This window comes from Duganella sp. Root198D2 (genome assembly GCF_001428585.1).
Classification (GTDB): domain Bacteria; phylum Pseudomonadota; class Gammaproteobacteria; order Burkholderiales; family Burkholderiaceae_D; genus Rugamonas.
In genome coordinates, this window is the sequence record NZ_LMIC01000050.1 from 126855 (window position 1) to 152982 (window position 26128).

Annotated in this window: 27 protein-coding genes; 14 read left to right on the plus strand and 13 right to left on the minus strand. The window is 64.7% G+C overall.

Going from position 1 to position 26128, the window contains the following annotated elements; all coding sequences use genetic code 11:
• Positions 1-15 precede the first annotated feature (15 nt).
• Genes ASE26_RS27470 through ASE26_RS27485 form a run of 4 tightly spaced genes read right to left on the minus strand, consistent with a single transcriptional unit; the run spans position 16 to position 4220 of the window.
• Positions 16-1152, minus strand: coding sequence for a UbiH/UbiF/VisC/COQ6 family ubiquinone biosynthesis hydroxylase (locus ASE26_RS27470; RefSeq protein WP_057247315.1), 1137 nt, complete (start codon positions 1150-1152; stop codon positions 16-18).
• Positions 1149-2465 (minus strand): Xaa-Pro aminopeptidase, encoded by a 1317-nt coding sequence (pepP, locus tag ASE26_RS27475; RefSeq protein ID WP_057247316.1) that lies wholly within the window; start codon positions 2463-2465, stop codon positions 1149-1151. Before pepP ends, ASE26_RS27470 begins: the two co-directional genes overlap by 4 nt.
• Positions 2462-3157, minus strand: coding sequence for an N-acetylmuramate alpha-1-phosphate uridylyltransferase MurU (murU, locus tag ASE26_RS27480; RefSeq protein ID WP_057247317.1), 696 nt, complete (start codon positions 3155-3157; stop codon positions 2462-2464). Before murU ends, pepP begins: the two co-directional genes overlap by 4 nt.
• Positions 3158-3167: 10 nt before the next feature.
• Positions 3168-4220, minus strand: coding sequence for an aminoglycoside phosphotransferase family protein (locus tag ASE26_RS27485; protein WP_055934210.1), 1053 nt, complete (start codon positions 4218-4220; stop codon positions 3168-3170).
• Positions 4221-4318: 98 nt separating this feature from the next.
• Between ASE26_RS27485 and ASE26_RS27490 the strand changes: the two genes are divergently transcribed.
• Genes ASE26_RS27490 through rsmA form a run of 4 tightly spaced genes read left to right on the plus strand, consistent with a single transcriptional unit; the run spans position 4319 to position 9850 of the window.
• Positions 4319-6556: an LPS-assembly protein LptD gene (locus tag ASE26_RS27490; protein ID WP_057247318.1), complete on the plus strand. Its 2238-nt coding sequence runs from the start codon at positions 4319-4321 to the stop codon at positions 6554-6556.
• 26 nt (positions 6557-6582) lie between these two features.
• A complete protein-coding gene (locus ASE26_RS27495) occupies positions 6583-7989 on the plus strand; it encodes a peptidylprolyl isomerase (RefSeq protein WP_055934207.1) in 1407 nt (468 codons plus the stop codon).
• 16 nt (positions 7990-8005) lie between these two features.
• Positions 8006-9064, plus strand: coding sequence for a 4-hydroxythreonine-4-phosphate dehydrogenase PdxA (pdxA, locus tag ASE26_RS27500; RefSeq protein WP_057247319.1), 1059 nt, complete (start codon positions 8006-8008; stop codon positions 9062-9064).
• 15 nt (positions 9065-9079) lie between these two features.
• On the plus strand, positions 9080-9850 hold the full coding sequence (rsmA, locus tag ASE26_RS27505) for a 16S rRNA (adenine(1518)-N(6)/adenine(1519)-N(6))-dimethyltransferase RsmA (protein WP_055934203.1): 771 nt from the start codon (positions 9080-9082) through the stop codon (positions 9848-9850).
• 5 nt (positions 9851-9855) lie between these two features.
• Here rsmA and ASE26_RS27510 read toward each other — a convergent pair whose 3' ends face one another.
• The 4 genes from ASE26_RS27510 to ASE26_RS27525 all read right to left on the minus strand — a co-directional run bounded on the left by ASE26_RS27510 (position 9856) and on the right by ASE26_RS27525 (position 13628).
• A complete protein-coding gene (locus tag ASE26_RS27510; protein WP_055934201.1) occupies positions 9856-10950 on the minus strand; it encodes a glycosyltransferase family 4 protein in 1095 nt (364 codons plus the stop codon).
• A 13-nt stretch (positions 10951-10963) separates the two neighbouring features.
• Complete coding sequence (locus tag ASE26_RS27515; protein WP_057247320.1) at positions 10964-12163, minus strand: O-antigen ligase; 1200 nt, start codon at positions 12161-12163, stop codon at positions 10964-10966.
• A gap of 235 nt (positions 12164-12398) precedes the next feature.
• Complete coding sequence (locus tag ASE26_RS27520; protein WP_055934197.1) at positions 12399-12998, minus strand: hypothetical protein; 600 nt, start codon at positions 12996-12998, stop codon at positions 12399-12401.
• 9 nt (positions 12999-13007) lie between these two features.
• The gene (locus ASE26_RS27525) at positions 13008-13628 is read right to left on the minus strand and encodes a hypothetical protein (RefSeq protein ID WP_055934195.1); all 621 of its coding nucleotides are present in this window, start codon (positions 13626-13628) and stop codon (positions 13008-13010) included.
• Positions 13629-13764: 136 nt separating this feature from the next.
• Here ASE26_RS27525 and ASE26_RS27530 point away from each other — a divergent pair, with 136 nt between their 5' ends.
• Both ASE26_RS27530 and hrcA read left to right on the plus strand, forming a co-directional pair.
• Complete coding sequence (locus tag ASE26_RS27530; RefSeq protein ID WP_055934193.1) at positions 13765-14460, plus strand: HAD family hydrolase; 696 nt, start codon at positions 13765-13767, stop codon at positions 14458-14460.
• Between the two features lie 4 nt (positions 14461-14464).
• Positions 14465-15481, plus strand: coding sequence for a heat-inducible transcriptional repressor HrcA (hrcA, locus tag ASE26_RS27535; RefSeq protein WP_055934191.1), 1017 nt, complete (start codon positions 14465-14467; stop codon positions 15479-15481).
• A 3-nt stretch (positions 15482-15484) separates the two neighbouring features.
• Here hrcA and fur read toward each other — a convergent pair whose 3' ends face one another.
• Positions 15485-15913 (minus strand): ferric iron uptake transcriptional regulator, encoded by a 429-nt coding sequence (gene fur, locus ASE26_RS27540; RefSeq protein WP_055934190.1) that lies wholly within the window; start codon positions 15911-15913, stop codon positions 15485-15487.
• Between the two features lie 82 nt (positions 15914-15995).
• Here fur and ASE26_RS27545 point away from each other — a divergent pair, with 82 nt between their 5' ends.
• The 5 genes from ASE26_RS27545 to ASE26_RS27565 are packed head-to-tail and all read left to right on the plus strand — an operon-like array spanning position 15996 to position 18769.
• On the plus strand, positions 15996-16547 hold the full coding sequence (locus tag ASE26_RS27545; RefSeq protein WP_082507463.1) for an outer membrane protein assembly factor BamE: 552 nt from the start codon (positions 15996-15998) through the stop codon (positions 16545-16547).
• A gap of 12 nt (positions 16548-16559) precedes the next feature.
• Positions 16560-17369 (plus strand): 4-hydroxy-tetrahydrodipicolinate reductase, encoded by an 810-nt coding sequence (gene dapB, locus ASE26_RS27550; RefSeq protein WP_055934188.1) that lies wholly within the window; start codon positions 16560-16562, stop codon positions 17367-17369.
• On the plus strand, positions 17369-18025 hold the full coding sequence (locus ASE26_RS27555) for a MotA/TolQ/ExbB proton channel family protein (RefSeq protein WP_055934186.1): 657 nt from the start codon (positions 17369-17371) through the stop codon (positions 18023-18025). The genes dapB and ASE26_RS27555 overlap by 1 nt, the downstream gene beginning before the upstream one ends.
• Before the next feature lie 4 nt (positions 18026-18029).
• A complete protein-coding gene (locus ASE26_RS27560) occupies positions 18030-18452 on the plus strand; it encodes a biopolymer transporter ExbD (protein WP_055934184.1) in 423 nt (140 codons plus the stop codon).
• On the plus strand, positions 18452-18769 hold the full coding sequence (locus tag ASE26_RS27565) for a barstar family protein (protein WP_057247321.1): 318 nt from the start codon (positions 18452-18454) through the stop codon (positions 18767-18769). The genes ASE26_RS27560 and ASE26_RS27565 overlap by 1 nt, the downstream gene beginning before the upstream one ends.
• Before the next feature lie 87 nt (positions 18770-18856).
• Here ASE26_RS27565 and map read toward each other — a convergent pair whose 3' ends face one another.
• From map to ASE26_RS27585, 4 genes are all read right to left on the minus strand, one after another.
• Positions 18857-19648: a type I methionyl aminopeptidase gene (gene map, locus ASE26_RS27570; protein ID WP_055934180.1), complete on the minus strand. Its 792-nt coding sequence runs from the start codon at positions 19646-19648 to the stop codon at positions 18857-18859.
• Positions 19649-19663: 15 nt separating this feature from the next.
• Positions 19664-20029: a VOC family protein gene (locus tag ASE26_RS27575; RefSeq protein ID WP_055934178.1), complete on the minus strand. Its 366-nt coding sequence runs from the start codon at positions 20027-20029 to the stop codon at positions 19664-19666.
• A gap of 76 nt (positions 20030-20105) precedes the next feature.
• A complete protein-coding gene (locus ASE26_RS27580; protein ID WP_055934176.1) occupies positions 20106-20708 on the minus strand; it encodes a hypothetical protein in 603 nt (200 codons plus the stop codon).
• 206 nt (positions 20709-20914) lie between these two features.
• Positions 20915-21763 (minus strand): helix-turn-helix domain-containing protein, encoded by an 849-nt coding sequence (locus tag ASE26_RS27585; RefSeq protein ID WP_055934174.1) that lies wholly within the window; start codon positions 21761-21763, stop codon positions 20915-20917.
• 69 nt (positions 21764-21832) lie between these two features.
• Between ASE26_RS27585 and leuS the strand changes: the two genes are divergently transcribed.
• Genes leuS through holA form a run of 3 tightly spaced genes read left to right on the plus strand, consistent with a single transcriptional unit; the run spans position 21833 to position 26126 of the window.
• Complete coding sequence (gene leuS / locus ASE26_RS27590) at positions 21833-24451, plus strand: leucine--tRNA ligase (protein ID WP_055934500.1); 2619 nt, start codon at positions 21833-21835, stop codon at positions 24449-24451.
• Between the two features lie 7 nt (positions 24452-24458).
• Positions 24459-25100 carry an LPS assembly lipoprotein LptE gene (gene lptE, locus ASE26_RS27595; protein ID WP_057247322.1) on the plus strand — a complete coding sequence of 214 codons (642 nt, stop codon included), beginning with the start codon at positions 24459-24461 and terminating at the stop codon, positions 25098-25100.
• A gap of 9 nt (positions 25101-25109) precedes the next feature.
• On the plus strand, positions 25110-26126 hold the full coding sequence (gene holA / locus ASE26_RS27600; protein WP_055934170.1) for a DNA polymerase III subunit delta: 1017 nt from the start codon (positions 25110-25112) through the stop codon (positions 26124-26126).
• Positions 26127-26128 lie beyond the last annotated feature (2 nt).

The window sequence follows — 26128 nt, forward strand, 5'->3', positions numbered from 1 at the left end:
GTTCAGGGTGCCTGCTTAACGGCGGCCGTACATCATCAGCTCGGCCAGCACGGCGCGCGCCGGGGCGGCGACGTCGATGGCTGCCAGGCCGAGGCCGAGCAGCGGCTGCAGCGCCGATTCATTGGCGAAGATGCGCGCCATGGTGTCGGTCAGGCGCACGGTCAGCTTGCGGTCCTGGCGGCGCTGGGCGGCGAACTGCTCCAGTGCTTGCGGCGTGGCGCCGCGTGCCAGTACGCGCGCCAGTTCGGCGGCGTCGCGCAGGCCCAGGTTCAGGCCCTGGCCGGCCACCGGGTGCAGGGTCTGGGCGGCGTTGCCGATGGCCACGCTGCGCGCGCTGCCCGTGACGCCGGCGTTCAGGCCGAGCGGGAAGGCCAGGCGGCGCGTGGCGTGTGTGAACTTGCCGAGGCGCTCGCCGAAGGTTTCGCCCAGCTTGGTGAGGAAGGCGGCATCGTCCAAGGCGAGGAGCGCTTGCGCGCTGGCGGGGCGGGCGCACCAGACCAGGGAGTAGCCGTCGTCCTGTGGCAGCAGGGCCAGCGGGCCTTCATTGGTGAAGCGTTCATAGGCGCGGTGCGCCACCGGGGCGCTGGTGTTGACCTGGGCGATGATGGCGGTTTGCCGGTAGTCGCGCGTTTCGGCCTTGTCGGCCTGCTCGCCGAACAGGCCGCCCTCGGCCTGCACCACTACGGCTGCGCGCAGCACGCGCGCAGCCTGGCCTTCGCTTTCGAGGTGCAGGGCGACGCTGTCGGCCGCTTCGTCGCTGCCGCTGACGCGCACCGGGCGCAGGGCGCCGATGCCGAGCCGGTTGCACACGGCGCCCAGCGCTTCGACGATGGCGCCGTAGCGGGTGACGTAGCCTAGCGCCGGCAGCCTGTGTTCGTCGCGCGTGATCATGCTGCGGCCGAACTGCCCGCGCCGCGAGACGTGGATGTCGTGGATGGCGGTGGCGTGGATCGGCCAGGCGCCGACCTGCTCGAGGATCTGGCGGCTGCCGTAGGACAAGGCCAGGGTGCGCGGGTCCTGCATGGCGTGTTCCAGCGGCTTGGCGTCCACCAGCACGATGCGGGCGGCATCGGCGCCGCGGTTCACCAGCAGCGCCGCCAGCGCCATGCCGGCCGGGCCGGCGCCGCAAATGGCGATATCGTAATCGATCATTTCATCAAGGCTTCAATCTCGGCCACCGTCCTGGGTGCGCCGCCTGTCAGCAGTTGGAAGCCGCCGTCACGGACGATCACGTCGTCCTCGATGCGGATGCCGATATTCCAGTATTTTTCCGGCACGCCTTCGGCCGGCCGCACGTAGATGCCGGGTTCCACCGTCATCGCCATGCCGGCTTGCAGCAGGCGCGACGGCTTGTCTTCGCGCGCCACGTCGCGGTACCGGCCGACGTCATGCACGTCCATGCCGATCCAGTGTCCGGTGCCGTGCATGTAGAACTGCGTGTATGTCTTTTCGGCCAGCACTTCATCCAGCGTGCCTTGCAGCAGGCCGAAGTCCAGCATGCCCTGCGCCAGTACCTGCACTGCGGCGTCGTGGGCGTCGTGGTATTTGCGGCCCGGCCCGATGGCGTCGAAGGCAGCCTGCTGCGCAGCCAGCACAAGTTCATACAGCTCGCGCTGGGCGGGACTGAAGCGGCCGTTGACCGGGAAGGTGCGGGTGATGTCGGAGGCATAGCCATCGAGCTCGCAACCGGCATCGATCAGCACCAGGTCGCCATCCCGGGTGCGGCGGTTATTGGCGTTGTAATGCAGGACGCAGGCGTTGGGTCCGGAGGCCACGATCGGCGTATAGGCCGGGAACTGGGCGCCGTGGCGGCGGAATTCGTGCAGCAATTCGGCTTCCAGCTCGTATTCGAACACGCCTGCGCCGCGGGTGCCGGCGAAGCGCATGGCGCGGGCGTGGGCGCCCGCGGAGATTTCGCCGGCGCGCAGCATGATGGCGCTTTCGTGCTCGTCCTTGAACAGGCGCATTTCGTCGACCAGCGGCGGCAGGTCGCGCAGCACGGGCGGCGCAGTGGTGCCGCTGCGCGAAAGCCTGCGCACGCCGTCGAACCAGCGCCGCTGCTGCTCTTCGCCGCCGCGTGCCAGCGGGGCGTACAGCGCGCTGGCGTTGGACAGCAGGCGCACCATATGTTCGTCCAGTGCGCCGGCCGGGAAGGCCAAGTCGAAGCCGAATGCATCGCGCGCAGCGTCGGGGCCGTAGCGGTAGCCGTCCCAGATTTCCGATTCCAGGTGCTTCTCGCGGCAGAACAGCAGCGCTTGCGCGGCAGCGTTGCCGCGCGGCGCCGCCAGCACCAGCACCGCTTCCGGCTCGCTAAAGCCGGTCAGGTAATAAAAGGAGCTGTCGTGGCGGTAGGGGTATTCGGTGTCGGCATTGCGCGTGGCTTCGGGCGCGGTGCCGACGACCGCCACGCTGCCCGGTTCCATCTGGGCCAGCAGGCGCGCACGGCGGTCGGAGTAGGGTTTCATGCGTTGAGTTCTTCCAGTTGGCGCACGGTGCCGACGTTGATCCATTCATCCTGGTAGATCTCGCCGCCGATGCGGCCCTGGTCGGCATACTCGAACAGCAGCTTGCCCAGGCCTGCCTTCTGGCCCGGTTTAATGCCGGCGAACATTTCGGGGCGGTACACGCCGATATTGGCGAAGTTCCACTTCGGCGTACCCTGGCCGGAAACGGTGTACAGCTTCAGCGCGAAGTCGCCTTCCGGATTGTGCCAGGGATTGGGCGTCAGCCAGATCCAGGCAATGTCGCGCACATGGGCGGGGTACGGGTCGCCGCGGTGGTCATTGTCCTTCAGTACGTCCAGCGCTTCGGAAAAATCGAAGTGCGGGCAGTAGATGTCGCCCGACAGCACCAGGAAGGGCTCATCCCCCAACAGGTGCAGCGCGTTGGCAACGCCGCCCGCCGTTTCCAGCGCTTCCGCTTCCGGCGAATACTGGATCCTGGCGCCGAACTGCGCGCCGTCGCCCAGCGCTTCCTCGACCATGTGGCCGAGGTGGGCGTGGTTGATGACAATCTCCGTGATCCCGGCACGCACCAGGTTCATGATGTGCCAGACGATCAGCGGGCGGCCGCGCACCTTCAGCAGCGGCTTGGGGCAGGTGTCGGTCAGGGGCCGCATGCGTTCGCCGCGGCCGGCGGCGAGGATCATGGCTTTCATGCGTCGCCCCTTAGAAGGTGTAGCCGACTTGCGGCGCGGAGCCTTCCAGCGTATCGAGCAGCTTGATCAGCGGCTTGAGGTCGCGGTAGCGGTTGGCGGTCTTGCGCACGTACTCCATCACGGTCGGCAGGTCGCCCAGGTAGTGCGGTTTGCCGTCGCGGTAGTTCAGGCGGCAGAAAATGCCGAGGATCTTCAGGTGGCGCTGCAGGGCCATGTATTCGAAGTCCTTGTAGAAATCGTCGAAGTCCTTTTTCACCGGCAGGCCGGCGCTGCGCGCGTGCTGCCAGTAGCGGATCAGCCAGTCCAGCACCAGTTCCTCGTCCCACGACACGTAGGCGTCGCGCAGCAGCGAGGCGCAGTCGTAGGTGACCGGGCCCCATACCGCGTCCTGGAAGTCGAGGATGCCGGGGTTGCCCTCGTCCATCCACATCAGGTTGCGCGAGTGGTAGTCGCGGTGCATGAAGACCTGGGGCTGGGCCAGGCAGTTGGCCAGGATCGCCTCGAATACCTTGTCCAGTTCCTGCTGCTGCTTTTCGTCCAGGGTGGTGGCCAGGTGCTTGCCGATGTACCACTCGGGGAAAATATTCAGTTCCCGCAGCATGAAGGCGCGGTCGAATTCCGGCAGCACGCCGGGCTGGCTCGCCTGCTGGATCCTGACCAGGGCCGACAGCGCTTCGGCGTACAGGGTGGCGGCCGAATCATGGTCAAGGGCCTGCAGGTAGGTGGTGGTGCCGAGGTCGGACAGCAGCAGGAAGCCCTGCGCGATGTTTTCGGCGGCGATTTTCGGCACCGACACGCCGGCAGCTTCCAGCAAACCCTGGACTTTGACATAGGCCGGCACGTTTTCGCGCTGCGGCGGGGCGTCCATGGCGACCAGGGTGGCGCCGTGCAAGGCGCGCTGCGCTGGCAGCACGTCGAGGCGGAAATAGCGGCGGAAGCTGGCGTCCTCGGAGGCCGGGCGCGCCGAAGCGACGTCCACCAGGCCGGTACTTTGCAGCCATTCGGTGAGCTCGGCAAGGCGCGGATCGGCGGCCGGGGATGGTGAATTAGATAATAAAGACATTAAAGCAGCCTGCGAAATCGAGTGAGTGGTAAAGATTCCCATATAATAAGGGATTCACATTAAAAAATCGCCTTTATGGTGTTTCACGCGCCCCACCCATGACCCGGTTCCTGGCACTCCCCAACTCCAAGCGCTGGGCGTTCGCCTTGACCGCCATTGCCGCCGCCACCACGGCGATGTCTGCCCATGCGCAGTCGCATCCTGCCGCCAAACGCCCGCCGCACGTGGAAGACAAGAATGCACCGACCACCGTGCGCGCGGAAGACATGACCGGCCGCCCGGAGCGCGACCTGCGCCTGCTGCGCGACGTGGAAGTGGTGCACGACAAGACGCGCGTGACCGCCGATGCGGCCAGCTTCCAGCAGGTGGAACAGGAACTTGAGGCCAAGGGCAATGTGCGTCTCTGGCGTTTCGGCGACTATTACACCGCCGATGAACTGAAGCTGAACATGGAAACGGCGCGCGGCTATGCGCTGCAGCCGACCTATCAGCTGGAAACCAATAATGCCCAGGGCAAGGCGCAGCGCATCAATTTCCTGAACGAGGATGAAGCCCAGGTGGTGGACGGCACCTACAGCACCTGCCAGGGCCCGAACCCGGACTGGTACGTGAAGGCGCGCTCGCTGAACCTGGACCAGGGGCGCGACGTCGGCACCGCCGGCGCGACACTGGTCTACTTCAAGGACGTGCCGATCCTGGGCACGCCGGCCATGTCGTTCTCGCTGTCGGGCGCGCGCCGTTCCGGCTGGCTGCCGCCGACCCCGTCCTATTCTTCGCGCGGCGGGGCCGAACTGCTGGTGCCGTATTACTTCAATATCGCGCCCAACCGCGACCTGACGCTGTACCCGCGCTATATCTCGCGCCGCGGCCTGCAACTGGGCGCGGTGGCGCGCTATATCGGCGAGACCGACGCCGGCAACGACTACGAGGGCAGGACGCTCGTCGAGTACCTGCCGAACGACAAGGAAGCCGACCGCGACCGCTGGCAGCTGCATACCGTGCATACCCAGCACCTGGCCAAGGACTGGACCTACGGCTGGAACCTGCGCGCCGCCTCGGACAACAACTACCCGAGCGACTTCTCCAAGACCGTGTCCTCGTCGGCCGAGCGCCAGCTGCTCAAGGAGCTGCGCACCGATTACGGCGGCGAATTCTGGAGCCTGACCGCGCGTGCCCAGAAATACCATGTGCTGCAGGACCCGGGCTGGCCAGCCGACCCGTCGCTGTTCGTGTCGCGCCCATACGACCGCCTGCCGGCCATCAACCTGCACGCAGCGCGCTATGACGTCGGCGGTTTCGACTGGCAGCTCGATTCGGAGCTGACCCGCTTCTGGCACCCGGACCTGATCAAGGGCAACCGCATGGTGGTGGTGCCGCAGGTCAGCTACCCGATCATCGGCCCCGCCTACTTCGTGACGCCGAAAGTGATGCTGAACGCCAGCGCCTACCAGCTTGACGAATTTGGCACGGATCCATCGCGCTCGCTGCAGCGCGCCGTGCCGACCTTCTCGCTCGACTCGGGCCTGGTGTTCGAGCGCGACACCAAGCTTGGCGGCAAGAAGCTGACCCAGACCCTGGAGCCGCGCCTGTTCTACGTCTACACGCCGTACCGCAAGCAGGACCAGTTCCCGAACTTCGACACGGCGCGCGCCGACTTCAGCTTCTCGCAGATTTTCAGCGAGAACCGCTTCGTCGGCTCCGACCGCATCGGCGACGCCAACCAGGTAACGGCGGCCGTGGTGTCGCGCTTCCTGGAATCTTCCGGCGCCGAGCGGCTGCGCCTGGCGTTCGGCCAGCGCTTCTACTTTGCCGACCAGCGCGTGCAGATCGACAATACGACGCCGGTCAACACCACCCGTTCCGACATGCTGCTGGCAGCCACCGGCCGCATTTCCAATTCCTGGGGCATCGACAGCCTGGTGCAGTACAACCCGAGCACCAGCAAGGTCACCACCTCGAATATGTCGCTGCAGTACACGCCGGGCACCTACAAGGTGATCAACGCCGGCTACCGCTATGTGCGCGACAATTTCAAGAATGCCGACCTGTCGGCCCAGTGGCCGATCTCCGACAGGTGGTTCGGCGTGGGCCGCGTCTCGTACTCGCTGCGCGAGCACAAGATGCTGGAAAGCGTGGTGGGGCTGGAATACAACTGCGATTGCTGGGTGTTCCGCATGGGCGCGCAGCGTTTCGTCACCACCGCCAAGAAAAACTCGACCCAGTTCTTCTTCCAGCTGGAGCTGAACGGCCTGTCCAAGCTTGGTTTCGGCAACCCGCTGGAGGTGCTGAAAAACAGCATCCCCGGCTACCGCCGCGTCAACGAAGGCGTGCGTTAAGCTTTCGATTTCCTCAACACTGATACATGAGCGTTTCAGATATGCACCCGATCAAACTAGCTGTTGCCCTGCTGTGTGCTTCCCTTGCCGTCCCGGCCCTGGCGCAGGACGCCAAGACTGCCAAGCCGGCAGTCCCGGCCGCCGCTGCCAAGGCGGCGCCATCGAAGGGCTTCACGCCGCCTGGCCAGTCGGCCAATGCGCCGATCGACGCCATCGCCGTCATCGTCAACGATGAAGTGATCACCCAGCGCGAACTGAATGAACGCGTGGCCACCATCGTGGCCCGCATGCAGCAGCAGAAACTGGCGCTGCCCGACAGCGCCGAACTGCGCAAGCAGGTGCTCGAGCGCATGATCGTGGAACGCGCGCAGCTGCAGCTGGCCAAGGAGATGGGCGTGCGGGTCGACGACAATATGCTGGACCGCGCCATTGCCCGCATCGCCGAGCAGCAGAAGATGACGGTGCAGCAGCTGCGCAACCAGATGGAGAAGGAAGGCACCACCTTCGCCTCCTTCCGCGAGGAGATCCGCGAAGAGATCGTCATGCAGCGCCTGCGCGAGTATGAGGTCGACAACAAGATCAATATCGCCGAAGCGGAAGTGGACAGCTTCATCGCCACCGAGAAAGCGGCGGCGTCCGAGCAGTCCGAGCTGAACATCTCGCAGATCATGGTGCGCATCCCGGAAAACGCTTCGCCGGAAGTGATCGGCCAGCGCCAGAAGCGCGCCGAGGAAGTGCTGCGCCAGCTGCGCACCGGCGCCGACTTCGCCAAGATGGCAGCGACCTATTCCGACGCGTCCGACGCGCTGCAAGGCGGCGCCGTGGGCTGGCGCCCGGGCAGCGCGCTGCCGCCGATCTTCGCCGAAGCGCTGAACAAGCTGAAACCGGGCCAGAACACCCAGATCATCAAGAGCGCGGCCGGCTTCCACATCCTGAAGCTGGTCGACAAGCGCAGCATGGCCGATGCGGCCGCGCAGGAAACCGTGCAGCAGACCCACGCCCGCCACATCCTGCTGAAAGTCACGCCGACCATGAGCGCGGCCGACGCCAAGCGCAAGCTGCAGGAGCTGAAGGAACGCCTGGATAACAAGGCCGCCAAGTTCGAGGAGCTGGCGCGCCTGTTCTCCAACGACAGCTCGGCCAGCAAGGGCGGCGACATGGGCTGGCTGTACCCGGGCGACACCGTGCCGGAATTTGAAGAAGCCATGAACGCGCTGAAAGTGGGCCAGGTGTCCGAGCCGGTGGCATCGTCCTTCGGCTTCCACCTGATCGAAGTGCTGGAACGTAAATCCGACGACGTCTCGAAAGAGAAGCAGCGCGCCGCCGCCCGCAACGCCCTGCGCGAGCGCAAGCTGGTAGAAGCGGTGGAAGACTGGCAGCGCCAGGTGCGCGACCGCGCCTACGTCGAATTCCGCGACGAATCGCTGAAATAAGCAGGCGGGGGACACCATGAGCGCCAACCTGCAAGCAAGGCGCCCGGGTGTGCGCCCCGTCGTTGCCATCACCACCGGCGAGCCGGCCGGCATCGGGCCGGAAATCGCCATCCGCGCGGCATGGGCCATGCGGCACCAGGTCAATGCGGTGCTGGTGGGCGATGCCGCCTTCCTGGCCATGACCGCATCGGCCATCGATCCGGGGATCCGCATCAGCGCAGTCACCACCATGGCGGCGCGCAATGCCGGCCTGCCGCACTTCGGCGCCGACCGCCTGTGCGCGCTGGATATCCCGCTCGGCGCCCACGTGCAGCCGGGCCTGCTGGACAAGGAGAACGGGCGCTACGTGCTGGCCACGCTGGACGCCGCCATCGAAGGCGTGCGCGCCGGCTGGTTCGAAGCGGTGGCCACGGCGCCGGTGCAGAAATCCACCATCAACGATGCCGGCGTGCCGTTCTCCGGCCACACCGAATATTTTGCCGAGCAGACCGGCACCGCGCGCGTGGTGATGATGCTGGCGGGCGATGCCAGCGGCACGCCCTTGCGCGTGGCGCTGGCGACCACCCACCTGCCGCTGAAAGACGTCAGTGGCGCGCTCACGCAGGAGAGCCTGGCGCAAACGCTGGACATCATCCAGGCTGACCTGCGCGGCAAATTCGGCATCGCCGCCCCGCGCATCCTGGTGGCGGGCCTCAATCCCCACGCCGGCGAAAACGGCTACCTGGGGCGCGAGGAAATCGACACCATTAGCCCGGCGCTGCAAGCGGCGCGCGCGCGCGGCATCGATGCGCGCGGCCCGTACCCGGCCGACACCCTGTTCCAGCCGAAATACCTGATGGAGGCGGACTGCGTGCTGGCCATGTACCACGACCAGGGCTTGCCGGTGCTGAAATACGCCACCTTCGGCCACGGCGTCAACATCACGCTCGGCCTGCCGCTGATCCGCACCTCGGTCGACCACGGCACCGCGCTCGACCTGGCGGCGCAAGGCCTGGGCCGCGCCGACTGCTCCAGCATGCAGGCCGCACTGGAAGCGGCGCTGCAAATGGTCCGGGCCAACCCGGCCAGCCAATAAGTAGAAAGAAAAAACATGAAACACATTGCCCGTAAACGCTTTGGCCAGAACTTCCTGCAGGACGACCGCGTCCTCGGCGACATCATCGATTCCATCGCGCCGGCCGCCGGCGACACCATGGTGGAAATCGGCCCCGGCCTGGCCGCCATGACCGACCTGCTGCTCAAATCGCTGCCGCATATGCACGTGGTGGAACTGGACCGCGACCTGGTGGCGCGCCTGGAACAGCGCTACCCGCGCGAAAAACTCACCATCCACGCCGGCGATGCGCTGAAGTTCGACTTCAGCTACATCCCGGTAGAGCAAGGGAAAAAGCTGCGCGTGGTGGGCAACCTGCCGTACAACATCTCCTCGCCGCTGCTGTTCCACCTGGCCGAATTCGCGCCCATCGTGCAGGACCAGCATTTCATGCTGCAAAAGGAAGTGGTGGAGCGCATGGTGGCCGAGCCCGGCACCAAGGCCTACAGCCGGCTGTCGGTGATGCTGCAGTGGCGCTACCGCATGGCCATGCTGTTCATCGTGCCGCCGGACGCCTTCGACCCGCCGCCGAAAGTCGATTCGGCCATCGTGCGCATGATCCCGATCGAAAAGCCGCTGGCCTGCGACCAGGCGCGCCTGGAAGCGGTGGTGCAGAAAGCCTTCTCGCAGCGGCGCAAGGTAATCCGCAACTGCGTGGCCGGCATGTTCACCGCAGAGCAGCTGGTAGCAGCCGGCATCAACCCGCAAGACCGGCCGGAAGCCGTGCCGGTGGAAGCCTACGTCGCGCTGGCCAACCTGCCTGTCTGAATGATTTAGCGGTTGGTGATCAGTTGCAGCACTTGGCCGGCGACGCGGTCCCAGGTGAAGGATTTGGCGTGCTCCAGGCTGCCGGCGCTGGCCTCGCTCCAGTAGGCGGCTTGTTCGAATTTCAGGATCTCGCTGCGCCAGGCGGCGGCGTCCAGGTGCGCCGGGTAGCGCGGGTGGTCCTTGGCCCAGATCTTGATGCTGTCCAGTTCGTGCGTCAGGACGGGGATCCCGGCCGCCATCCCTTCCAGGATGGTCAGGCCAAAACTCTCGAGGTCGGTCGGGTGCAGCAGCAGGAAGGCCTGGCGCAGGATGCCTAGCACTTCGTCCTGGCGCTTGCGGCCATGGAAGCTCATGCTTGGCGCCTGGCCATATTTGGCCAGCAGGCTGTCCAGCAAGGGGCCGTCGCCGACGATGTCGAGGTGGTAGCCTTTTTGCGGCAGGTCGCTCTGCATGAAGAAATCAGCCAGCCAGTCGACATTCTTGCTGCCATCGAGGCGGCCGATATACAGCAGGCGCTTGTCGCGCGGGTAGGGCGGCGGACTGGGCGGGAAGAAGCCGTCGTCGACGCCCAGCGGCAGCGACTGGATATCCAGGCCCCATTTGCGCCTGGTGCGTTCGGCTGCCCGGTATCCCAGGTAAAACACGTCGCGCGCCGGCACATGCTTGTAGAAGCCCCTGATCGAGACCCCCGGCAGAAAGTGGCGGAAGCGCCCGCGCAGCGCGGGGTAGCGCCGGGACAGCAGGTAGGCGTCGGCTTCATAAAACGTCACGATGTAATCGTAGCGCGCCAAGTCGATGCCGGATTTCTTGAGCGCGCGGAAGAAGCTGTAGCTCTCGATCTTGAAGCGGCTGGTCATCAGGATCTTGCTCAGCACATGGTTCAGCGTCGAATCGCGGGCGATAAATGGCAAGGTCAGCAACTCGACGCCAGCGATGTCGACCAGGCGCGTGTGACCGCTGCCGGGATCGCCGCTTAACAGCGTCAGCTGCACCTGGTCCTTGAGGCGCTCGCTGAACTGGCTGACCACGGTTTCCGTGCCGCCGATATACGCGGCAACGGTGGGGCAGATGAACAGCAGCCGTGGTTTTTCCTGGTTCACGTGGTACCTGCCTTCAATTGCGGGCCGTGGCCGGCTGCGCGGAGGTGAACAACAGGGCGCCCTGCAGGCCGAGGAACAGCATGACCCAGGCGCGGCTGACAGAGCCCATGAAAACGGTATTGGTAAAGCTGCACAGCACCAGGACCAGGGCGAACGCCAGCACGATGCGGCCCTCGAGCGACTGGCGCCGCCGCCAACCCGTCAGCAGCAGTGCGGCGTATAGCCAGACCAGCGCCAGCAGCCCGAAAATCCCGTAAAACGAGGCGTAGAACAGGAAGGCATTATGCGGCTCGACGAAGGCCTTGGCTTCTTCGGCGCGCGGCTGGCGGCTCCAGGCGTCTTCAAAACCTGCCGCCCCGCCGCCCAGCATGGGATGCGCACGGAACACGCCCCAGGCTGTCTTCCACATCTCCATGCGGTAACCGAGCGAGGTTTGGGTGACGTTCTGCTGCAACAGCTGCACATCGCTGGCCGCGTCCTTGATCCTTTTCTGGACCGTCGGAGCCATCAGCAGCGCTGCGCAGGCTGCCACGCAGAGCAGGGCGGCCTTGGCCCGGTTCTGCTTGGCGAACAGGTTGGTAATAATAAAAGGCAGCAAGACCAGCACCACCCACATCCCGGTACGTCCCATGCCGGACGTCAGTCCAATGAAGAACAAGGCCATGGCTGCTGCATAGGCGGTCCGGATCCCCTTGTTGGTTTCATATTTGAACAGGATCGAGAGCATGACCACGCCAATGGCCAGGAATTGCGAGTACAGGATGTAATTGGCGATCAGGGAAGGCGGATCGAGCGGCCACCAAGCTTTGTATGGCAATTGTGCGTACAGGAAGCCGATGAAGATCCCGCCCACCAGCGCGCGCAGCCAGGGCAGGATGCGCATCTGGCTCGCTGCCAGGAAGGTCATGACAGCAATGATCCAGTAGTAGCTGGCCTCGGAATGAACAATCAGCCTGGTGCTGGCTGGGTGAATCAGCAGGGATAGTCCGGGCAGGATGGCGAGAATCGCCGCCGGCACTGTCCATGGCAGTGTGCGCCAGGAGCGCAGCGCCCGGGCAAATCCGCCGCCTGCCACAAACAGCATGAAGGCGATCGCCAGCGAGATGAACAGCAGTGCCTTGGAAAGGGGGAGGAAGAAAAACGCTAGCGCGTAGGCTTTTTGCGTTGCATTCAGCAGTTTTACCGGTTGGCCCTGGGCGCCGTCTAATGTCATAAATTTTCCAGCGCTGCCGCTTGGCTCTTGAAACAGTAGCCGACTATAGCCTACAAACGGCGCACCCATCAAGACCGCTGCGTTTGCGGCGAGCCCGGCATGGGGGCAAAAAAAAACCCGCTCAGGGAGCGGGCTGAATCCATTTCTGTTAAGAAGTGGAGGAGACAGGTGTAATTATGCTGCGTCGCGGCATATTGTTCCAATTTATTTTTGGAATCCCAGTCATTCCTCCTGCTTATAACACTGTGCAGGTGACCACCACATCCGTGCGGTCGGCATCGCCCACCACGCCGCTGCCGTTGGTGATCTTGCAATCCTGGCCTTCGGCCTGGGTAAACACGGACAGGCCGTAAGCGGTGCCGTACGGCAGGAAGCCTGGGATGACGAAGCTGGTGGCGCCCTTGGCGATGGCAATCTGGCCGCTCGAGCTGCCGTTGACCAGGACCAGCTTGTCGGCGCTCAGCGGACCCGAGGTGTTGTCCTTGGCGATGCTGACTACCTTGCCGCCCACCGTGTACTGCTTCAGGGCGCAGGCGATGCCGATGGAAATCGTGGTGGTGTGGCCGGCCGAGCCTTTGCCGCCCACCACCTCGCAGTTCATGTGGTCCGGCTGGGTCTTGATGGTGACGTTGTATTCGGTGCCGTAGCTGATGCTGTTGGGGAAGCTGAAACTGGTGGCGCCGCTGGCCACCTTGAGTTCTTCGCCGTTATTCACCAGCACCAGGTTCGGGTTGCTGAGGCCGGTGATCGGGCCGCCGACCACGAAGTCGGCCTTGCCGCCGCAAGCGGCCAGCGCTGCGGCCAGCAGGGCCGCGCCAATGACTTGTATTTTCATCTGTTGTCCTTATTGGGGTTTCTTGCAGGTGACGGCCACATCGACCACGTTCCGCGCTGGCATGGTGCCGGTGCCCATGCTCACTTCGCACTGCTGGCCGGCCGGCTGCGTCAGCACCGTCACGCCGTAGACATTCTGGTTGCCAATCGGGGTTGCGAACTGCCAGGTGCTGGCGCCCCTGGCCACGGCCAGGGTTTGGGCGCCGTTGGCCAGCACCAGGCCGTCGGCGCTCAGCGGTTCCGCCCCGGTGCCGTCTGCGGCCACGCTGCGGATGGTGCCGCCCAGGGTGTACGGGTCGGCGGCGCAGTTCACGACGGTCTGGTTGTAGGTGTAGTAATTGATCTTGCCGGTGTTATTGGCCAGCTTGCAGGTCACATTCGCCGGGACGGTCTTGAGCGTGACGTTGAACTGGGAGTCCGGGGCCATCAGGGTGGCGAAGGAATAACTGGCGCTGCCGGCGGCGCTGATGGTCAGGTCGTCGCCGCCATTGTTTTGCAGCACCAGGCCGCCGCGGTCCAGGCCCACGACCTGGACTACCAGGGCGATGCTGCCATTGCCCTTGCCGCCACAGGCGGCCAGTCCGGCGACGCACAGCAGCGCGGCGGCGGCAGACAGATACTTACTCTTCATTCCACGTTCTCCATTCGGTTGCGCGCATTGCGCGGACAAATCGGCGCCTATTTTAGTGCATTTGCCACTTCTTTAGCCGATTTGACCAGCTTTTCCCTTGTAACAGCTTGCAACCGCGGCGCGGTACAATGCGCCCATGAAGCCCCAAGCCATCCTGTTCGACCTGGACGACACCCTGTGGCCGATCGCGCCCGTGATTGCCGAGGCGGAACTCACGCTGCACGCCTGGCTGGCGGCCCATGCGCCGAAAGTGGCGGCGCAGTGGTCGATCGAGGCCTTGCGCGCGCACCGCGCCGAACTGGCGGCGGCCCGGCCGGAGCTGCTGATCGACCTGGGCCGGCTGCGCCGCGCCAGCCTGCAGGCCGCCTTTGCCGCCGCCGGCGAGGATGCGGCCCACGTCGATGGCGCCATGCGCCACTTCTTTGCCGCGCGCAATGCGGTGACGCCGTATGACGACGTGCTGCCGGGCTTGCTCAAGCTGCGCCGGCACGTGCAGCTGGGTACGATTTCCAACGGCAATGCCGACCTCGAAGTGATCGGCCTGGCCCACCATTTCGGGGTCTCGCTGGCAGCGGCCCATTTCGGCGCGGCCAAGCCGGCGCCGGACATTTTCCGCGCCGCCTGCGCAGCGCTGGGCGTGGCGCCGCACGATGCGGTGTACGTGGGCGACGACCTGGCGCTGGATGTGGCCGGGGCGCAGGCAGCCGGCCTGCGCGCGGTGTGGATGAACCGGCGCGGCGCCGTCCTGCCCGCTGGCGCGCCGCAGCCCGATGCGATTTGCGCCACGCTCGATGAATTGCTTGCGTGGCTGGAACAACAGTTGGCAGAATAGCGCTATGCATCTCGATATCCGTGCCCAAACCCTGCTCAAAGCCCTGGTCGAGCGCTACATCGCCGACGGCCAGCCGGTGGGCTCGCGTTCGCTGTCCAAAATTTCCGGGCTGGAGCTGTCGCCGGCCACCATCCGCAACATCATGGCCGACCTGGAAGAGCAGGGCTATGTGGCCAGCCCGCATACTTCGGCGGGACGGGTGCCGACCCCGCGCGGCTACCGCATCTTTGTCGACACCCTGCTGACGGTGCAGCACATCGACGAGCGCGCGGTGCAGGCCGGCTTGCAGGTGACCTCGCCGCAGCCGCAAAAGCTGATTGCCAACGCGGCCCAGATGCTGTCCTCGCTGACCCAGTTTGCCGGCGTGGTGGTGGCGCCGCGCCACGAGTCGGTGTTCCAGCAGATCGAGTTCCTGCGCCTGGGCGACAAGCGCGTGCTGCTGGTGATCGTGCTGCCCGGCGGCGACGTGCAAAACCGCATCCTGCTGACCGATGTCGACTACACGCCGGCGCAGTTGCAGCAGTCGGCCAATTTCATCAACCAGCATTATTCCGGGCTCTCGTTCGAAGACGTGCGCGGGCGCCTGCAGCACGAGCTGCGCCAGTTGCGCGACGATATGGGGCGCCTGATGCAGGCCGCAGTGGAGGCGGGCAGCGCGGCGATGGCCGAATCGGCCGACGACATGGTGATCGCCGGCGAGCGCAATTTGCTGTCGGTGGCCGAGCTGTCCTCGAATATGAGTTCGCTGCGTGCGATGTTCGACCTGTTCGAACAGAAGACCGGCCTGATGCAGCTGCTGGACGTCTCGTCCAAGGCTTCCGGCGTGCAGATTTTCATCGGCGGCGAGTCGCAGCTGGTGCCGATGGATGCGATGAGCGTGGTGACCGCGCCCTATGAGGCGAACGGCAAGATCGTGGGGACGCTGGGGGTGATCGGGCCGACCCGCATGGCCTACGAGCGGGTCATCCCGATTGTCGATATCACGTCGCGGCTGCTGTCGAACGCGCTCAGCAACCAGTAGGCCTTAATGCCTGTGCGGGCACTTGTCCTTGGTGCAGGTGCCGTAGATGGCCAGCGCATGCTCGGCGATCTTGAAGCCGCGCTCGGCGGCGATGCTTTGCTGGCGCTTTTCAATCTCTTCGTCGACGAATTCTTCCACCCGGCCGCAATCGAGGCAGACCAGGTGGTCGTGGTGCGAGCCTTCGTTGAGCTCGAAAATCGCCTTGCCGCTCTCGAAATGGTTGCGGTTGAGCAGGCCGGCCTGCTCGAACTGGGTCAGCACGCGGTACACGGTGGCCAGGCCGACGTCCATGTTCTCGGCCAGCAGCAGCTTGTACACGTCTTCCGCCGTCAGATGGCGCACGGGGCTGCTCTGGAAAATATCGAGGATCTTCAGGCGCGGCAGGGTAGCCTTCAGGCCGGACGCCTTCAGGTCGGTAGGGCTGTTACTCATGTTTGCTAACGTCAGTTGCGGGAAGTGCTTTATGATATAGCGTTTTAGGCACTTCTGCTCACGGAATTGAGGTATGCATACCATGCGTTTGACCCCGCTGTCTTTGTTGCAACGTAGCACTCCGCTGCTGGCCGCCGCCCTGTTGGCTGCCTGCGCCAGCAAGCCGGCCACCGTGGCTCCGGTGGAAGCCTCGCAGGGGGCCCAGACCACCCAGATCACCAAGACGCAGAAGTTCCTGTGGTTCTTCTCGCCCTACCGCCCCGACATCCAGCAGGGCAATTTCGTGTCCAGGGAAATGCTGGCCCAGCTCAAGGAAGGCATGAGCAAGGACCAGGTCAAGTTCCTGCTCGGCACGCCGCTGATGGCCGACGCCTTCCATGGCAAGCGCTGGGATTACCCGTTCCGCCTGGCCAAGGGCAATGGCGAGCTGACTACCAGCACCGTGGTGGTGGTGTTCGACAAGGATGACAAGGTGGCCAGCTTCGAGGGCGGCAACCTGCCGACCGAACAGGAATACATCGCGCGCATCGCCGGCCCGATCAAGGACTTCAAGAAGGCCGAGGCGGCCAAGGGCAACCTGGCGCCGGGCAAGGCGCCGCTGCCGGGCGGCCAGGAATCGGGCACCAAGCAATAAGGAACCAGCAAGATGACGCAACTGAAGATCGCCATCGCCGGCGCCAGCGGCCGCATGGGCCATATGTTGATCGAGGCGGTGCAGAAAGCGCCCGACGCCCGCCTGGCAGGTGCGCTGGACCGCGAGGGCGCGCCTGCCCTGGGCAGCGACGCTGCCGCCTTTACCGGCCAGCCGGCGGGCGTGGCCATCACTGCCGAGCTGGCGAGCGGTCTGGCCGGCGCCGACGTGCTGATCGACTTCACCCGCCCGGAAGGCACCCTGGCCCACCTGGCTTACTGCGCCGAGCACGGCGTGAAGATGGTGATCGGCACCACCGGCTTCGATGAAGCGGGCAAGGCCGCCATCGCGGCCGCGGCGCAAAAAACCGCCATCGTGTTCGCACCGAATATGAGCGTGGGCGTGAACGTGACCCTGAAGCTGCTGGAGTTTGCGGCCAAGCAGTTCGACCTCGGCTACGACATCGAGATCATCGAGGCGCACCACCGCCACAAGGTCGACGCGCCGTCCGGCACCGCGCTGAAAATGGGCGAGGTGATTGCCGACGCGCTGGGGCGCGACCTGAAGGAGTGCGGCGTGTTCGCGCGCGAAGGCGTGACCGGCCCGCGCGACCCGTCCTCGATCGGCTTTGCCACCGTGCGCGGCGGCGACATCATCGGCGACCATACCGTGATGTTTGCCACCGAGGGCGAGCGCATTGAAATCAGCCACAAGTCCTCTTCGCGCCAGCACTACGCCAACGGCTCGCTGCGCGCGGCCCGGTTCCTGGCCGACAAGAAGACCGGCTTGTACGATATGTATGACGTGCTGGGCCTGAACGGCTGATGGAGCACTTTACCTTCGCCAGCTACTGGCAGCGCGGCGATGCGATCAGCCACGCCGTGGCTTACCTGCTGCTGGCGATGTCGCTGGCGTCCTGGTTCTTCATCCTGTGGAAGGGCTGGGCCGCGTGGCGCGTGCGGCGCGCGGCGCCGGCGGTGCAGGCGTTCTGGGACGCGCCGTCGGTGGCCGATGGCGTGGCGCTGATGGCGGCGCGCGACCGGGAAGGTATTTTCGCGGCCGTGGCGCAGGCCGGCGCGCACCAGCTGGCGCATGCCAGGAATGGCAGCATCGCCGCCGAGATGGGGCGCGCCGAGCAGGTGACGCGCGTGCTGCGCGACGCGATCCACGTCTCGACCACGCGGCTGGAATCGGGCTTGACGCTGCTGGCGTCGATCGCTTCCACGGCGCCCTTTGTCGGGCTGCTGGGCACAGTGTGGGGCATCTACCATGCGCTGGCGGCAGTGTCGGCGCAAGGCACGGTGCAGATCGACAAAGTGGCCGGGCCGGTGGGCGAGGCCTTGATCATGACCGGCGTCGGCCTGACGGTGGCGATTCCGGCGGTGCTGGCATATAACGGCTTTAACCGCATCAACCGCATCACGCTGTCCGAGCTGGACGCTTTCGCGCACGACTTGCACGCTTACCTGGCCAGGGACTGAACTGATGGCATTTGGCTCCTTCAACCACCACCGGCAGAAGGAATCCATGGCGGACATCAACGTCACGCCGATGGTGGACGTGATGCTGGTGCTGCTGGTGATCTTCATCATCAGCGCGCCGATGTTTACCAATGCGGTGCAGCTGGAGCTGCCCAAGGCGCAGGCCAGGGCGCTGCCGCAGGAAGCCGACACCGTGACGCTGGCCATCGATGCCGCCGGCACGGTCTACTGGAACAATGATGCCTTGCAGGCCGGGGAGCTGGAACAGCGTCTGGCCGGGGCGGCGGACTTGCCGCAGCAGCCGGAGTTGCAGCTGCGGGCGGACAAGGATACCCGCTATGAAGTGGTGGCGCAGGTGATGGCGGCGGCGCAGTCGCATGGCCTGACCCGCATTGGGTTTGTCACCGATCCGAAGGAAAAGAAATAATGGCTATTGCCACGTTAAACGGCGCCGCGATCGGCGATGAAGCTGCTTTCCACGCTGCCTGCCAGGCGGAACTTGGGTTCCCTTCGGGCTATGGCGCGACTATCGATGCCTGGGTGGATTGCCTGTCCTACCTGCGCGATGAGGACAATATGACGAAGTTCCGGCTGAAACCGAACGAGGTGCTGGAGATCGTCATTACCGACGCTTCGAAAATGCCGGCGGATTTGCTGGAAGAGATTGGCTATTGCGTCGGCGGCATCAATGAGCGCTATGACGATTATGGCGAGAAGCCGGCGTTGAAGCTGACTTTGCGCTAAAACCGGTAAACCTGGGTCAGACCCAAGGGTCAGACCCGGACATGCGGCCGCCGCGAATCGGGTCCGACCCTTGGGTCGGACCCTGGTTTACCGGTTTTGCTCGCCCGGTGCGAGAGTCAACACGTCGAACCCGGTCTCGGTCACCGCCACCATATGCTCCCACTGCGCCGACAGCGACCGGTCGGCCGTGACGACGGTCCAGCCGTCCGGCAGCGCGCGCGTGGCGTGCTTGCCTGCGTTGATCATAGGCTCAATCGTAAATACCATGCCCGGCTCCAGCAGCAGGCCAGTGTCCGGCCGCCCGTAGTGCAGCACCTGCGGGTCTTCGTGGTACACCATGCCGATGCCATGCCCGCAGTAATCGCGCACGACGCTGTAGCCGGCCGCTTCGGCCAGCTTCTGGATCGCGTGCCCGACGTCGCCCAGGCGCTTGCCCGGCTTGACGGCGCGGATGCCGGCCCACATCGCGTCATACGTTACTTCGCACAGCTTCTGCGCCGCTTTCGACGGCGTGCCGACGTAGTACATGCGGCTGGTGTCGCCAAACCATTCGTCCTTGATGACGGCGACGTCGATGTTGATGATGTCGCCATCCTTCAGCATCTTCTTGTCGGACGGGATGCCGTGGCACACCACTTCGTTGACCGAGGTGCAGACGGTGCCGGTGAAGCCGCCATAGCCGACGTTGGCCGGGATGACTTTCTGGGTGTTGACGATGTAGTCGTTGCACAGCTGGTCCAGCTGGGCGGTCGTGACGCCCGGCTTGACGTGCGGCGCGATGAAGGTCAGCACGTCGGCCGCCAGCTGGCCGGCCACGCGGGCCAGCTCGACCTGGTCGGGCGTCTTGATCAGGATGGATTTGTTATTGCGTTTGCGCATAGGGGGAGCATGGTATCACGCGACCCTGGCCCTGTCGAAATGCGGGTTTTCAATCAAGCCCAGCAAGTTGCCGAAGGGATCGGCCAGTTCGGCCACCTTGATGTTTTCGCCTACTTCCTGAATTTCCGAGTGAGTGCTTGCTCCCAGTTTGACGATGCGTTTGACTTCTTTGGCAATGTCATCCACGCCCCAGTAGGCTTGCACGCCGGCTTTGACGGGTTCGCCATCCGGCACCAGGCCCAGCTCGAAGCCGCCGATTTCAAAGCCGACGTAGAAGGGCTGGTCGAAATAGGGCTCTTTCTGGAAAACTTTGCTGTACCAGGCTTTGCCGGCTTCCAGGTCGGGGGTGGGGTAAATCGCGGTGCGCAGGCCTTTGATCATGGTGTTTCTCCTCTATTGGTGTGGTGATGGCTGCATCTTGCCATGCCGTCGCCGGCGCCGATTGGAAAAATGGAAACTAGTCCAGCAAGAGGTCTTCTGCGCGGCGATACACCTTGCGCCGCTCCTCGCAGTCGGACCGCAATTGGGGCGCAAGCAAGTTTCCGACCGGTAAGTTGCGAGGTAAGGCCGGTAACGGTGAAGCCTGCTGCGGCACGGCTGCTGGGACTGGCACCGGCTTGGCGGAGCGGTTGGCTGCCCGGCGAGCATCGGCTTCAAGGGCATGGCGCAGGCGGAGCGCCAACTTCCATTCGCGCTGGCCCGGCATCTGGATGTAGACAACCTCCCAGGCGTTCCGTGCTGAACCAAGCGTCATCTGCGCCAACTGGTTCGGGGATATCGTCATCGTCTCGTAGACAAGGTCGTCGCCAGCGACAGCGGCATAGCGCGTTGTCATATGATTGGAAACCCTCAGGCGGGTGCCTTCCGGCAGGAATAGCTTCTTCCAGAAGTAGCCGCGCTGGCCAGCCGGTTTGGCGAGTTCTCTTTGGCGCTGCAGCCAGTCGCGGATTGCGAGGTCGGCCAGGTCCGCCGGATCGATTTCATCGTCGTGCTCGCTTTGAAATTCGAGCAGGGCGCGCAGCGTGGGCGCGGAAATGGCGATACAAAGGTTCTGTTTCATGTTCTTCTCCGTCGCGAGAAAGTGCGATTTTTGCCCTAAATTGGCCTGACCAAACCGCTATTTCGTGCGATTTTCAGGTCTTTTCCGTGATTTTTTCCTTTGGACATGCGAAATCACGGAAAGTTCCCGAAAATCGCAGAAAATAGCGGTTTGGTCAGGCCAATTTCGGCCCAAAATCGCACTTTCTCGCGACAGAGGGAAGCGGCTTACCGATTGCCTAAATGGACATCGGGCGATGCGCCGCTGAAGTCCTGGAAGTCACGGATCAGGTGGGACTGGTCGAAGTAGCCGCTGTCGAGGGCGAGCGTGGCCCAATCGTGGCCGTGCTGGCCGGCTTCAAGGGCAAGGGCGGAAGCGCGGGCGGCCCGGAATCGGCAGATGCGCGCGAACAGCTTGGGCGACAGGCCGATATGGTCGCGGAACTGGTTGGCGAGATACTGGCGCGAGACACCCAACGCAGCAGCCAGCGTTTCGACGCGCAGGGCGCCGCCGTGGGCCTCCAGTTCGGCCACCGCGCGCAGGGCCAACGCCTGGCCGGCGGGAGCCGCCGCTGTCACGCGCGAGGCGAGGGCGGTAGCGGCACGGGCACCGCCGGGAGCGACAGAAAGGCGGGTGTAAAGTGCCTCCGTCAGCAGTGCCAGGCGTTCGGCATCGCTGCGGGCCGCCGACCACAGCGCGTCGCCGAGCCGGTCGGCCGCCGAGCGGCCCCACAGCAGGTCCAGGCCCGCCCGCTGGTCCATCAGCCCCGCCAGCGCAATGGGAGTTTGGCCCGGACCTGGCCGCAAGAACAGGCTGGCCGCGCCCGGCCGGAAGCGCACCGCCACCGTGCGCAAGGGGCGCGCAGCCGGCACATCGAACCAGGTGCTCATCATGCCGACAAAGAACGCGTCGCCGCTGTCCTGCCACAGGATATCGGTGCAATTATCCGGCAATACGCGATGCAAGACAGGGCGCGGCGCGGCGGCCGCAGGGGGGGCGGCAGGGGCCTCGGACAGCCATAAGCAGTCCACCAGCCCGGCCAGCCCCGGCGGGGGAGGAAATTCCTGATATCTCATTCTGACGCGCCGCACCAATGCATTGTTATAATGTCCGGTTCATATCCTCTCATTTTAGTGCGCTCCATCATGCAAGAAAAATATAGTCCAGCAGACGTTGAAAAAGCCGCCCAATCGCACTGGAAGGCGATCGACGCCTACAAAGCGGTCGAAAACGACCCGCGCTTCCCTAAAGGCAAGTACTACGCTTGCTCGATGCTGCCTTACCCATCGGGCAAGCTGCACATGGGCCACGTGCGCAACTATACGATCAATGACGTGATGTACCGCTACCTGCGGATGAACGGCTACAACGTGCTGATGCCGATGGGCTGGGACGCCTTCGGCATGCCGGCGGAAAACGCGGCAATGGCCAACAATGTGCCGCCAGCCAAATGGACCTATTCCAACATCGACCACATGAAAGAGCAGATGGAGTCGATGGGCCTGGCGATCGACTGGTCGCGCGAGATGGCCGCCTGCAAGCCCGAATACTACAAGTGGAACCAGTGGATGTTCCTGAAGATGCTGGAAAAAGGCATCATCTACCAGAAAACCGGTACCGTGAACTGGGACCCGATCGACCAGACCGTGCTGGCCAACGAGCAGGTGGTCGATGGCCGCGGCTGGCGTTCGGGCGCGCTGATCGAGAAGCGCGAAATCCCGATGTACTACGTGCGCATCACCGACTACGCCGACGAGCTGCTGGACTACGTCGACCACAAGCTGCCAGGCTGGCCTGAGCGCGTGCGCATCATGCAGTCGAACTGGATCGGCAAGTCGACCGGCGTGCGCTTCGCCTTCCCGCACACCATCGCCGGCGCCGACGGCCAGTTGATCAACGACGGCAAGCTGTACGTGTTCACCACCCGCCCCGACACCGTGATGGGCGTGACCTTCTGCGCCGTGGCCGCCGAGCACCCGCTGGCCGCCCACGCCGCGCAAGGCAAGCCGGAACTGCAAGCCTTCATCGCCGAATGCAAGATGGGCTCCGTGATCGAAGCCGACATGGCGACGATGGAGAAGAAGGGCATGCCGACCGGCCTGTTCGTGACCCACCCGCTGACCGGCGCACAAGTCGAAGTCTGGATCGGCAACTACGTCCTGATGACCTACGGCGACGGCGCCGTGATGGGCGTGCCGGCGCACGATGAGCGCGACTTCGCCTTCGCGAAAAAATACCATCTGCCGATCAGGCAGGTGATCGCCGCCGAAGGCCAGGGCTTCAGCGACGAAGCCTGGCAGGAATGGTACGGCGACAAGAACGTCGCCGTGGTCACCAACTCCGGCAAGTACGACGGCCTGCGCTACAGCGAAGCGCTGGAAGCCATCGCCGCCGACCTGGCCGAAAAAGGCCTGGGCGAGAAGAAGACCACCTTCCGCCTGCGCGACTGGGGCATTTCGCGCCAGCGCTACTGGGGCACCCCGATCCCGATGATCCACTGCGCGTCCTGCGGCGCGGTGCCGGTGCCCGAAAAGGACCTGCCGGTGGTGCTGCCGGAAGACTGCGTGCCGGACGGCACCGGCAATCCGCTGAACAAGCATGAAGCCTTCCTCAAGTGCGACTGCCCGCAATGCGGCAAGCCGGCGCGCCGCGAGACCGACACCATGGATACCTTCGTCGACTCGTGCTGGTACTACATGCGGTACACCTCGCCGGGCAGCGACGCCGCCATGGTCGACGCCCGCAACGACTACTGGATGCCGATGGACCAGTACATCGGCGGCATCGAGCACGCCGTGCTGCACCTGCTGTACGCGCGCTTCTGGACCAAGGTGATGCGCGACTTCGGCCTGGTGAAGTTCGACGAGCCGTTCACCAACCTGCTGACCCAGGGCATGGTGCTGAACGAGACCTACTACCGTGAAGAAGGCGGCAAGAAGACCTGGATCAACCCGGATGACGTAGAGGTCAGCCATGATGATCGCGGCCGGCCTGTGTCTGCAGTCCTGAAGACGGACGGTCAACCCGTGATCCTGGGTGGCACCGAAAAGATGTCCAAGTCCAAGCTCAATGGCATCGACCCGCAGGGCCAGATCGAACAGTACGGCGCCGACACCGCGCGCCTGTTCACCATGTTCGCCTCGCCGCCTGAGCAGACCCTGGAATGGTCCGGCTCCGGCGTGGAAGGCTCCAACCGCTTCCTGAAGCGGGTGTGGAACTTCGGCTACGCCCAGCGCGACGCGATCCGCGCCGCCGGTTCGCCGCTGGCCGTCAGCGCCGCTACCGAAGAAGGCAAGACCCTGCGCCGCGAAATGCACAAGGTGCTGCAGCAGGCCGACTACGACATCAAGCGCATCCAGTACAACACCGTGGTTTCCGCCTGCATGAAGATGCTCAACACGCTGGAGTCGGCCAAGGCGGTGGAGCCGGCGGTGCTGGCTGAAGGCTACGCCATCTTCCTGCGCCTGCTCAATCCCGTGGCGCCGCATATTACCCACGTGCTGTGGCAGGAAATGGGCTACGCGGGGGACATCCTGGACGCCGCCTGGCCGCAGGTCGACCCGGCCGCGCTGGAGCAGTCCGAGATCGAGCTGATGATCCAGGTGAACGGCAAGCTGCGCGGTGCGGTCAAGGTGCCGAAGGGCGCCGACAAGGCCGCCATCGAAGCGGCCGCACTGGCCGAGGAAAGCGTGCAGAAGTTCCTGGAAGGCGCGCCGAAGAAGGTCATCGTGGTACCGGGCAAATTGGTCAATATCGTGGTGTAAGGCAAAGATGACGACGACTCTGAAATCCCGCGGCGCCCTGCGCCGCAGCATGCTGGCGCTGGCTGCGCTGGGCGTAGCTGCCGTGGCCAGCGGCTGCGGCTTCCACCTGCGCGGCTCCGGCGGCACGTATACGCTGCCGTTCAACGCCATGTACGTGGGCTTGCCGGAGTCGTCGCCGCTGGCGATTGAACTCAAACGCAATATCCGCGTCAACGGCCACACCAGCGTGGCCGCGAGCAAGGCCGAGGCGGACGGCGTGATCGAAGTGCTGACCAACCCGGAAAAGACCCGCACCAAGTCGATCCTGTCCTTGAACAGCAATGGCCGCGTGCGTGAATACCTGCTGAGCTACAACATCCTGTTCCGCGTGACCGACAAGGCCGGCAACGAACTGCTGGCGCCGACCAATATCGTGCTGGGCCGCCCGATCACCTTCAGCGAAACCCAGCTCCTGGCCAAAGAGCAGGAGGAAGCCTTGCTGTACAAGGACATGCAGGCCGACCTGGTGCAGCAGATGATGCGCCGCATGGCCGCCATCAAGCCGGGCAAGCCGGCACCGGCACCCACCCCTTCCGGCGTGCTGCCAGGCGTGCTGTCGGCGCCCGACGTGACCGCCCCTACCGCGCCGGCCGCGCCGCCGGTGCGCTAAAGGCGCCGTATGCAGTTGCGCGCCGACGCCCTGGACGGCCACGTCGCCAAGACGCTGGCCCCGCTATACGTAATCACCAGCGACGAACATTTGCTGGCGCTGGAGGCGGCCGACAAGATCCGCCGCGCCGCGCGCGCGCAAGGCTATTCCGAGCGCGAGGTGCTGTCGGTCGAACGCAACTTCAAATGGGGCGAGCTGCTGGCGGCGAACCAGGCCATGAGCCTGTTCGGCGACAAGAAGCTGATCGAATTGCGCATCCCGTCCGGCAAGCCGGGCAAGGATGGCGGCGCCGCCCTGCAGGCCTATGCCAAAGACCTGTCGCCCGACAACCTGACGCTGATCACCCTGCCCAAGCTGGACTGGCAGACGCAGAAAGCGGCATGGGTGGCGGCCTTGCAGCAGGCCGCCGTATACATCGACATCCCGAACATCGAGCGCAATGCGCTGCCGGGATGGATTGCCAACCGGCTCGCCGCACAAGGGCAGAGCGCGGAGCGCGCCAGCCTGGACTTCATCGCCGACCGCGTCGAAGGCAACCTGCTGGCGGCACACCAGGAAATCCAGAAACTCGGCTTGCTGCACGAGCCGGGCAAGCTGGCCCACGAGCAGGTGCAGGACGCCGTGCTCAATGTAGCGCGCTACGACGTGTTCAAGCTGTCCGAAGCCATGCTCTCCGGCGACACCGCGCGCCTGATGCGCATGCTGGAAGGCTTGAAGGGCGAAGGCGAAGCGCTGCCGCTGGTTTTGTGGGCCGTCTCCGAAGAAATCCGCACGCTGCTAAAATTAAAGGCAGGCATGGCCCAGGGCCGTCCGCTGCCGGCGCTCCTGAAGGAATACCGCATCTGGGGCCCGCGCGAACGGCTGATGGAGCCGGCGCTGCGCCGCATCTCGCTGCCCACGCTGGAAGCGGCGCTGCAGCAGGCTGCCCAGGTCGACCGCATGGTCAAAGGGCTGCGCGCCAAGGCGTTCGCCGGCGACCAGTGGGACGCCATGCTGCAATTGGCTTTACGCGTCGCAAGAGGGTAAAT